The 8,619-nt window shown below is 65.1% G+C and carries 8 protein-coding genes and 1 pseudogene; all 9 read left to right on the top strand.

Features of this window, described 5'->3' with window-relative positions:
- Positions 1 to 248, top strand: a pseudogene (locus AB5202_RS07830) (SIS domain-containing protein); the annotation flags it as partial.
- 73 nt (positions 249 to 321) lie between these two features.
- The gene (locus AB5202_RS07825; protein ID WP_368144146.1) at positions 322 to 1,158 is read left to right on the top strand and encodes a sugar phosphate isomerase/epimerase family protein; all 837 of its coding nucleotides are present in this window, start codon (positions 322 to 324) and stop codon (positions 1,156 to 1,158) included.
- Positions 1,159 to 1,328: 170 nt separating this feature from the next.
- Entirely contained in the window at positions 1,329 to 3,044 is a 1,716-nt protein-coding gene (gene hisG / locus AB5202_RS07820) for an ATP phosphoribosyltransferase (protein WP_368144145.1), read from the top strand.
- A 105-nt stretch (positions 3,045 to 3,149) separates the two neighbouring features.
- Positions 3,150 to 4,586: a histidinol dehydrogenase gene (gene hisD, locus AB5202_RS07815; RefSeq protein WP_368144144.1), complete on the top strand. Its 1,437-nt coding sequence runs from the start codon at positions 3,150 to 3,152 to the stop codon at positions 4,584 to 4,586.
- Position 4,587: 1 nt separating this feature from the next.
- Complete coding sequence (gene hisC / locus AB5202_RS07810) at positions 4,588 to 5,703, top strand: histidinol-phosphate transaminase (protein WP_368144142.1); 1,116 nt, start codon at positions 4,588 to 4,590, stop codon at positions 5,701 to 5,703.
- Positions 5,704 to 6,291, top strand: coding sequence for an imidazoleglycerol-phosphate dehydratase HisB (gene hisB, locus AB5202_RS07805; RefSeq protein WP_368144141.1), 588 nt, complete (start codon positions 5,704 to 5,706; stop codon positions 6,289 to 6,291).
- Between the two features lie 79 nt (positions 6,292 to 6,370).
- The gene (locus tag AB5202_RS07800; protein WP_368144140.1) at positions 6,371 to 7,072 is read left to right on the top strand and encodes an imidazole glycerol phosphate synthase subunit HisH; all 702 of its coding nucleotides are present in this window, start codon (positions 6,371 to 6,373) and stop codon (positions 7,070 to 7,072) included.
- Positions 7,069 to 7,812 carry a 1-(5-phosphoribosyl)-5-[(5-phosphoribosylamino)methylideneamino]imidazole-4-carboxamide isomerase gene (locus AB5202_RS07795; RefSeq protein WP_368144139.1) on the top strand — a complete coding sequence of 248 codons (744 nt, stop codon included), beginning with the start codon at positions 7,069 to 7,071 and terminating at the stop codon, positions 7,810 to 7,812. Before AB5202_RS07800 ends, AB5202_RS07795 begins: the two co-directional genes overlap by 4 nt.
- 3 nt (positions 7,813 to 7,815) lie before the next feature.
- Positions 7,816 to 8,598 carry an imidazole glycerol phosphate synthase subunit HisF gene (gene hisF, locus AB5202_RS07790; protein WP_368144138.1) on the top strand — a complete coding sequence of 261 codons (783 nt, stop codon included), beginning with the start codon at positions 7,816 to 7,818 and terminating at the stop codon, positions 8,596 to 8,598.
- The last annotated feature ends 21 nt before the right edge of the window (positions 8,599 to 8,619 follow it).

Below are 8,619 nucleotides of genomic sequence, written 5' to 3'. Positions count from 1 at the left end.
AGGACGAGAACCGCAAGCTCGACGAGCGCGTCCGCGCCTTCCTGACCCGCGGCGTGACCGGCGACACCGACATCAACGTCATCGACACCGCCGAGTTCGCGATCCCCGGCCTTGACGACGAGTTCCGCGTCATCGTCTCCCCGTGGATCCTGACGGTGCTCGTGACCGACCGCCTGGCCCGCTACTACGAGACGGTCACCAAGCACAACCTCAAGTATCGCCGTTACTATCACCAGTTCGACTACTAAGAGCAAATAACGTTTGTGCAATTTGGCCCCGCTCCTACATGGAACGGGGCCTCGTTTGGGTTGGAGAGTAATTATGAGCTACCCGCAGCTTGCCGTCATGAATATCAGCCATCGTTATTTTGACCTTGAGGAATTCTTTTCCTCGGCAGCGGCCTCAGGCTACACGTGCTGCGAGCTTTGGACTGGGGCGATGCATCTGTACGTTGATTGCCACGGATACGATTCGCTCGAGCAGGTGCGGGAGCTGTCACAGCGGTATGGGGTTCGGATTGTGGGGCTTTGTCCCGAACAGAACAACCCCAAGCCGTGGAACATCGCGGCGCGCGGGAATGAGGCGCGTGCCCGCACGCTCGCGTACTTTAAGAACGTTGCGGATATCGCGGCGGAACTTGGAGCCGAGCAGGTTATGGTCTCGAGCGGCTGGGCTTTTTTGAACGAGCCGATCGAGGACGCGTGGGGTCGCAGCGCCTCGATGCTGCGTGCGATTGCCGAGCATGCGGGAGAACGCGGCGTGCGACTGGTGCTCGAGGCTCTACAACCGGTTGAGTCGATAATCGTGAACTCGGCGGCTGACACGAAGCGCATGATCGAGGCGGTTGATCATCCGGCGCTTAAGGCATGTCTGGATTTGGGCGCTATGGCGGTGGCGGGGGATACCATCGACGATTATTTCGATCTGCTTGGCGATGATGTCGCCCACGTGCATTTTGTCGATGTTGCGGCAGATGGCACGACGCATCTTGCTTGGGGTGACGGCGACCGCGATATGCGCGCCGACCTGGATAGGCTGGTGGCGCGCGGCTATCGCGGAGTTGTTTCGGCCGAGACCTATGACTGGCGCTATTTTGCCGACCCCGCAGCTGCCGATGCGCAGGTAATGGCAGAGTATCGTCGTGCGATTGGCGTCTAGGTGGGGTTGGGTTGCGACAATCCGCTCCTATGTTTCCAAATGAATACGCTGTGAGTCGCGGGAGACGATTCGCCCCGCAAGCACTCTAGTATGCTAAAGTACCCAGAAGACCGGCGGAGCTATGCCGGTCTTCTGTTCTATACGAAGCACAGCATGAGGAGGCTCACCAGATGACAGCCACACCGTGGGGATTCCGGGACATATTGCCCGAGGAGGCTCAGGCGCGCGAGGAGATTGCGCTGACGGTGAAGGGCTGCTTCAGGGAGCATCATTACCTGCCGGTCGAGACGCCGCTGCTCGAGGACAAGGGGTCGCTCGAGGAAGGCGGCCGCATTGCGGATACGCCGTTTAAGCTCTTTGATGATGACGGTCGCCTGTTGGTGGTCCGTCCCGACAACACGCTGCCGATCGTGCGCTTGGTTTCGACCCGCATGCGCGCGGCCGATCTGCCGCTGCGCCTTCGCTACGAGGCGCCGGTGGTTCGTGAGTGCCAGCGCAACGCCGGCGGCTCGCGCCAGTTTACACAGCTGGGCTTTGAGCTTATCGGTGCGGGCGATACCGCGGGCGATGTCGAGATTGTTTCGCTGGTGGCGGAGGCCGTGCGTGAGCTGGCACTTCCCGATGCGCGCATCATCGCAGGCAGCGTGCGTCCTTTTAAGGAATTGCTCGCGGTATGCGAGGATCGCGAGCTGGCTGCCGAGGCGCTGCGCTGCGTGCACGCCAACGACTTCGTGGGCCTCGATGCCCGCGTGGCGGCAAGCGCCGAGTCCGATGCCGTCAAGGCCGCCATTAGCGAGCTGCCACGTCTGCACGGCGGTGCCGAGGTACTCGACCGCGTGGATGCGCTTCTGACGGCGGCGGGCATTGTCGCGCCGCTCACGCGCGAGCTGCGTGCCCTGGTCGAGGGCCTGGCTCCCGAGGACGCCCAGGTGCTGTCGTTCGACTTCTCCATCATGAACTCTTTCGATTACTACACGGGCCTGGTCTTTAAGGCCTATGCCGGCGGCCTGCCTGATCCGGTGGGTTCGGGCGGACGCTATGACTCCATCTTTACCGGCGCATTTGGCGACGGTATCGAGGTGCCGGCGGCGGGCTTTGCCTTTTCGCTCGAGCGCCTGGAGGCTGCGCGCACCTCGGCCGAGGACGCTGCTTCCGATGGCGATCACGCCGCGGGCCGTGGTGCCGAGGGTCCGCTGCGCATTGCCGTGCCCAAGGGCTCGCTCAAGGCCGACACGCTCGACGTGCTCGAGGCCGCGGGCCTGGACGTCTCGGAGCTGCGCGATCCCGGTCGTCACCTCATCGTGCGCGGTCGCGACACACGCGCCGGCGAGGGCACGGTCGGCGATATCGAGTTTGTCATCGTGCGCCCCAGCGACGCGCCCGCCTTTGTGGGCTGCGGCGGCGCCGACTGCGGCATCTGCGGTTGGGACTCGCTTATCGAGGCCGACCTCAACCTGCTGCAGCTGGTCGATCTGGGCTACGGCCTGTGCACCTTTATCGAGGCGGAGCCCGCGTGGCGCGCCGGCCAGGCCGAGCGCAACTATGCCCGTCGCGGGTCGCTTCGTGTGGCCACCAAGTATCCGCGCATCGCGAGCGCCTGGTATGCCGAGCGCGGCGTGAACGCCGATATCGTCTCCCTGCACGGTAACATCGAGCTGGGACCCATCGTCGGCATGACCGATCGCATCGTGGACATTACCGCGACGGGCGCCACGCTGCGCGACAACGACTTGGTCATCACCGGCCGCATTATGGACTGCACGGCGCGCTTCTTCGTCAACCCGGGTGCCGCGCGCCTGGATCCGCGCGTTCGCAACTTGGCCGATCGTCTGGCTGCTGCCGTGAAGGACAAGCATTTTGAGCCCGTCGCGGGTTCGGCACAATAGCGCGAGCGCGCACGGGCGCCCCCATATCCGGGCTGCGGACCGATTGGTGTCGCTGCCCAGCATCTCGTTTTTCAAACGCAACCTCAACCGATAGGGGATACCGATATGAAGACCATCAAGCTTGCTCCCGGTGAGCGCCTCGTTACCAACCAGCTCAACCGCAAGGGCGTGCTGCCGCAGAACATCGTCGACGCCGCCCGCGATATCGTGGCCAACGTGCGTGCCAACGGCGATGCCGCGGTGCGCGATTACTGCCAGCGTTTTGACGGTGTTGAGCTGCAGAGCTTCCGTCTGCCGCAAGAGCAGATCGATGCCGCGCTCGAAGGCCTCGACCCGGCCTTTGTCGCCGCGCTCGAGAAGGCCGCGCGCCAGATTCGCGAGTTCCACCAGCGCGAGGTCGAGCAGAGCTGGTTTACCACGCGTGCGGACGGCACGATGCTCGGCGTTAAGGTGACCCCGCTCGCGGCGGCCGGCATCTACGTGCCGGGCGGTCGCGCGCAGTATCCCTCCACGGTGCTCATGAATGCCATTCCCGCTAAGGTCGCCGGCGTCAAGCGCGTGGTTATGGTGACCCCGCCGCAAAAAGACGGCCTGATCAGCCCCTACACGCTCGCCGCGGCAAAGCTCGGCGGCGTGGACGAAATCTATATGGTGGGCGGCGCTCAGGCTGTGGCCGCGCTAGCGTACGGCACCGAGACCATTCCGCGCGTCGACAAAATCACCGGCCCGGGCAACGCCTTTGTTGCCGCCGCCAAGCAGATTGTCTCGGGCGACGTGGGCATCGACATGGTCGCCGGCCCCTCCGAGGTCTGCGTGCTGGCCGATGCCACGGCCAAGCCCATGGTGGTCGCGGCAGACCTGATGGCCCAGGCCGAGCACGATCCGCTGGCGGCTTGCTATCTCGTGACCTGCGACGAGCAGTTTGCGCGCGAGGTCGAGGCGGGTATCGACGTTCTGGTGGCGCAGTCCCCGCGCGCCGAGATCACACGCGCCTCGCTCGATAACGAGGGCACCATCGTGGTTGCCGCCGACATGGCTGCCGCCGTCGAGGCCGTGAACACCGTGGCGCCCGAGCACCTTGAGCTGCACTGCAAGGATGCGATGGGTCTGCTCGGCGGCATTCGCAATGCCGGTGCTATCTTTGTGGGCGCCTGGAGCTCCGAGCCGCTGGGCGATTACGTTGCCGGTCCCAACCACACGCTGCCGACCGGCGGCACGGCCATGTTCTCCAACCCGCTTTCGGTCGAAGAGTTCGTCAAGCGCTCGAGCGTTATTTGCTATACGCCCGAGGGCCTGCTCTCCGACGCTCCTGCTACGCAGCGTCTGGCCGAGGCCGAGGGCCTGTGGGCGCACGCGCTTTCGGCCGCCCTGCGCCGTCGCGCGCTGGAGCAGGGCGAGGATGCCGTGAGCGCCGCGTCACTCGCCGCGGCCGACCTGACCAAGGTCGCTTGGCCGGGAGACGCCGTGGCGACAGTTGCCGAGGGCGTGGACCTGGCGGCTACGGGCGCGGATGGCGCTGGCGCGACCGGCGGGGAGGCCTAATATGGCCGAGCTCACACCTCGCATGAAGGAGCTCGTCCAGCCTTACTTGGCCGGTATTGAGCCCTACGATCCCAACTTTACGCCCACGCGCATCAACCTTTCGGCCAACGAGAACACTTATCCCGCGCCGACCGGCGTGCGCGAGGCGGTCGACGCGGCCCTGGTTGCCACGCCGCTCAACCGCTATCCCGATCCCATGTCGAACGACCTGCGCGACGAGCTTGCCGCTTGGCATGGTGTGGCGCGCGAGAATGTCTGCGTGGGAAACGGCGGCGACGAGCTGCTCTATAACTATCTGCTGGCGTTTGGCGGCGCGGGGAGGACCCTGCTCAACTGCCCGCCGTGCTTTAGCGAGTATGCCTTCTTTGCGTCTCTGTGCCAGACCGAGGTGCGTGACGTGTGGCGCGACCCGGCGACCTTTGAGCTCGACCAGGCAGCTGTGCTCGCGGCCGCACCCGGGTGCAACCTTGCGATTGTGACCTCGCCCAACAATCCCACGGGCGATGTGGCGCCGCTCGACTTTGTCGCTGCCCTGTGCGATGCGTGCCCCGGCATGGTCATGGTCGACGAGGCCTACGTTGAGTTTGCCGACGATTCGTTTGGCGCGGCCACCACGGCGCAAGGCCTTATCGCCGAGCATCCCAACCTGGTGATTCTGCATACGCTGTCCAAGGCGTTTGGCGCTGCCGGTACGCGTCTGGGCTACGTGATCGCGGCGCCCGAGGTTATCGAGGTGTTCGCGGCGATTCGCCAGATCTACTCGGTCAACGTGCTGAGCCAGGCGGCAGCACTTGCCTGCGTGCGTGCCCGTGATGCCTATGCGCCTGTGGTGGCGCAGGTCGCATCCGAGCGCGCGCGCGAGCTGGCCGCTCTGCGCGCGATGGCTGCCGAGGGCCTGCCCGTGGAGGTGTGGCCGAGCGCGGCGAACTTTGTGCTCGTGCGCACGCCGCATGCCACGCGCGTGCGCGAGCGTCTGCGCGATGAGTATTCGATTTTGGTGCGCGATTTTAGCTATGCGCCGGGGCTCGCGGACTGTCTTCGCATTACCGTGGGTACCCCGCAGGAAAACGACGAGGTGCTGGCTGCGTTTGCCGCGCTGGTGAAGGAGGAGATGTAGATGGGCCGTTATGCCGAGGTGACCCGCAAGACGGGTGAGACCGACATTGTCGTCAAGCTCGACCTAGACGGATGCGGCGTGTGCGATATCTCGACGGGCGTACCGTTTTTCGACCATATGCTCAACGCCTTTGGTCGCCATGGCCTGTTTGATTTGACGGTGCATGCGGTAGGCGACGTTGAGGTCGACGCGCACCACACCGTCGAGGATACGGGCATTGTGCTGGGCGAGGCGTTTTGCCAAGCGTTGGGCGACAAGGCGGGCATTACGCGCTTTGCCGACGCGGCGATTGCCATGGACGAGACGCTCGTGATGGCTGCCGTGGACATTTCGGGTCGCGGCCAGGCCTACTGCGAGCTGCCCGTGCCGACCGAGCGCGTGGGCAGCTTCGATACCGAGCTGGCCGTTGAGTTCTTCTATGCCTTCGCACGCGATGCCAAGCTCACGCTGCACGTGCGCGAACTGGCGGGTGGCAACTCGCATCACATTATCGAGGCCGCCTTTAAGGCCGTGGGCCGCACGATGCGCCGCGCCTGCGAGCTCGATCCCCGCGTGCAGGGTATCCCCAGCACCAAGGGCTCACTGTAACCGTCACAAGGGTAAAACCACCACGAAGGTGCCTGTCCCCTTTGTGGTGGTTTTGGATGATGAGAAGTGGAGGGGTCGCGTGGGCGAACCGAAGATCGTGGTGGTCGACTACCACAAGGGCAACTTGTCGAGCGTCGTGCGCGGGCTTGCGCGCGCCGGTGCCGCCGCCTGCACGTCGGATGATCCGGAGCAGATCCGCAACGCCGACGGCCTGGTTATCCCGGGCGTGGGCGCGTTCTATGACGCGATCGCCTTTATGCGCCAGAGCGGCGAGGCGGACGCGGTGCTCGACGCCGTTGCCGCCGGAACTCCGCTGCTCGGCATCTGCCTGGGCCTTCAGCTGTTTTTTGAGCGTGGCAACGAGGGCGTTCCTGCGAGCGAGAGCGCGGTCGCCGACGGCAACGCCTCCGAGCGGGCCGGTGCCCTCTGGGTCGATGGCCTGGGTATTATGCGCGGTTCGTGCACGCGCCTGGAGTCGAGCCGCCTGAAGGTGCCGCACGTGGGCTGGGACCAGGTGCACATGACGCCCGCCGGTACGGCCGATCCGCTGCTTGTCGGTTTTGCCGAGGGCGCCAACATGTACTTCACCCACAGTTACGCGGTGGCCGACGACGCCGATGCCGCCGATGTGCTGGCGCGCACGCACTATACGCGGAGCTTCCCGTGCATCGTGCGCCATGGCAACGTGTGGGGCTGCCAGTTCCATCCCGAGAAATCCTCCGCGCTGGGTCAGCGCATCCTTAAGAACTTCGTCAACATCGTCGAGGAGGTCGGCCGATGATCCTGTTTCCCGCAATCGATCTGATCGGCGGCAAGGTCGTGCGCCTGGAGCGCGGCGACCGCAGCCGCTGCAAGGTATATTCCGACGACCCCGTGGCCGTTGCCCGCTCGTTTGCCGAGCAGGGCGCAAGCTGGGTGCATGTCGTCGACCTATCCGCTGCCTTTGGCGAGGACGAGGACGCATGCGCTGCCAACTCGGCGGCGATTAAGGCCATCTGCGGCGTCGACGGTCTGTCCGTGGACGTGGGAGGCGGCGTTCGCTCACTCGCACGCATCGACGAGCTGGCAGGCTATGGTGCTCGCCGCATTGCGCTGGGCACCGTGCTCGTGACCGAGCCAGGTTTTGCCGAGGTGGCGGCCCAAGGCTTTGGCGAGCTGCTCGTGGCCGACATCGCCGCTCGCGACGGCCAGGTCAAGGTGAACGGCTGGCGCGACGGCGCGGGCGTGGCACTCGACGATGCCGTGGCGCAGCTTTCCGAGCTGGGCTTTAAGCATCTGGTGTATACCGACATCGCGCGCGATGGCATGCAGACGGGCATCGATGTGGCGGCGTATCGCCATGTGGCCGAGGTCGCGGGCTTTCCCGTCGTGGCTTCGGGTGGTATCTCGACGCTCGACGATATCCGCGCGCTTGCCGCGGTGGGCGAGGATGCCATCGAGGGCGCCATTACCGGCCGTGCGCTCTACGAGGGCAACTTTACGCTGGTACAGGCGCTAGCCGCCGCCCGAGGGGAGGAGTAGCCCATGCTTACCAAACGTGTGATTCCCTGCCTGGACGTCAAGGACGGCCGTGTGGTCAAGGGCGTCAACTTTGTGAGCCTGCGCGATGCGGGCGATCCGGTGGAGCTGGCGCGCGCCTACGACCGCGAGGGTGCGGACGAGGTCGTCTTCTTGGACATTACCGCCACGAGCGATAACCGCGCGACGACTATCGAGATGGCAGCGCATGCTGCCGAGGAACTGGCCATTCCCTATACCGTGGGCGGCGGCTTTCGCGACCTGGCGGGCATGCGCACCATGGTTGCCGCCGGTGCCGACAAGGTGTCGCTCAACTCGGCGGCCGTGCGCGATCCGTCGTTGATCAGCCAAGCCGCTGCGGCGTTTGGTAGCCAAGCCGTGGTCGTGGCGATCGATGCCAAGCGCGTGGGCCTGCCCGGTGAGCCGGGGGCCGACAAGTGGGAGGTCTTCACGGCGGGCGGTCGCAACGCTACGGGTGTCGATGCGGTGGCGTGGGCCGAGGAGGCGGCTCGTCGCGGCGCCGGCGAGATCTTGCTGACCAGTATGGATCGCGACGGCACCAAGGCCGGCTTTGACCTGGCACTCACCCGTGCCGTGGCGCGCGCGGTGCCGATTCCCGTTATTGCGAGCGGCGGCGTGGGTACGCTCGAGCATTTTGCCGAGGGCGTGATCGAGGGCGAGGCCGATGCCGTGCTGGCGGCGAGCGTCTTTCACTTTGGAACCTTCAGCATTCGCGAAGTCAAAGAGTATATGGCCTCACAGGGCATTCCTGTGAGATTGGACTTCTAATGCTGCGGCTTGTCCAGGCAC

The organism is Collinsella aerofaciens, assembly GCF_040915545.1.
Classification (GTDB): Bacteria; Actinomycetota; Coriobacteriia; order Coriobacteriales; family Coriobacteriaceae; genus Collinsella; species Collinsella aerofaciens_BE.
Note: the sequence above shows the minus strand (reverse complement) of the source record. Positions and strands in the feature narration are given on the sequence as shown.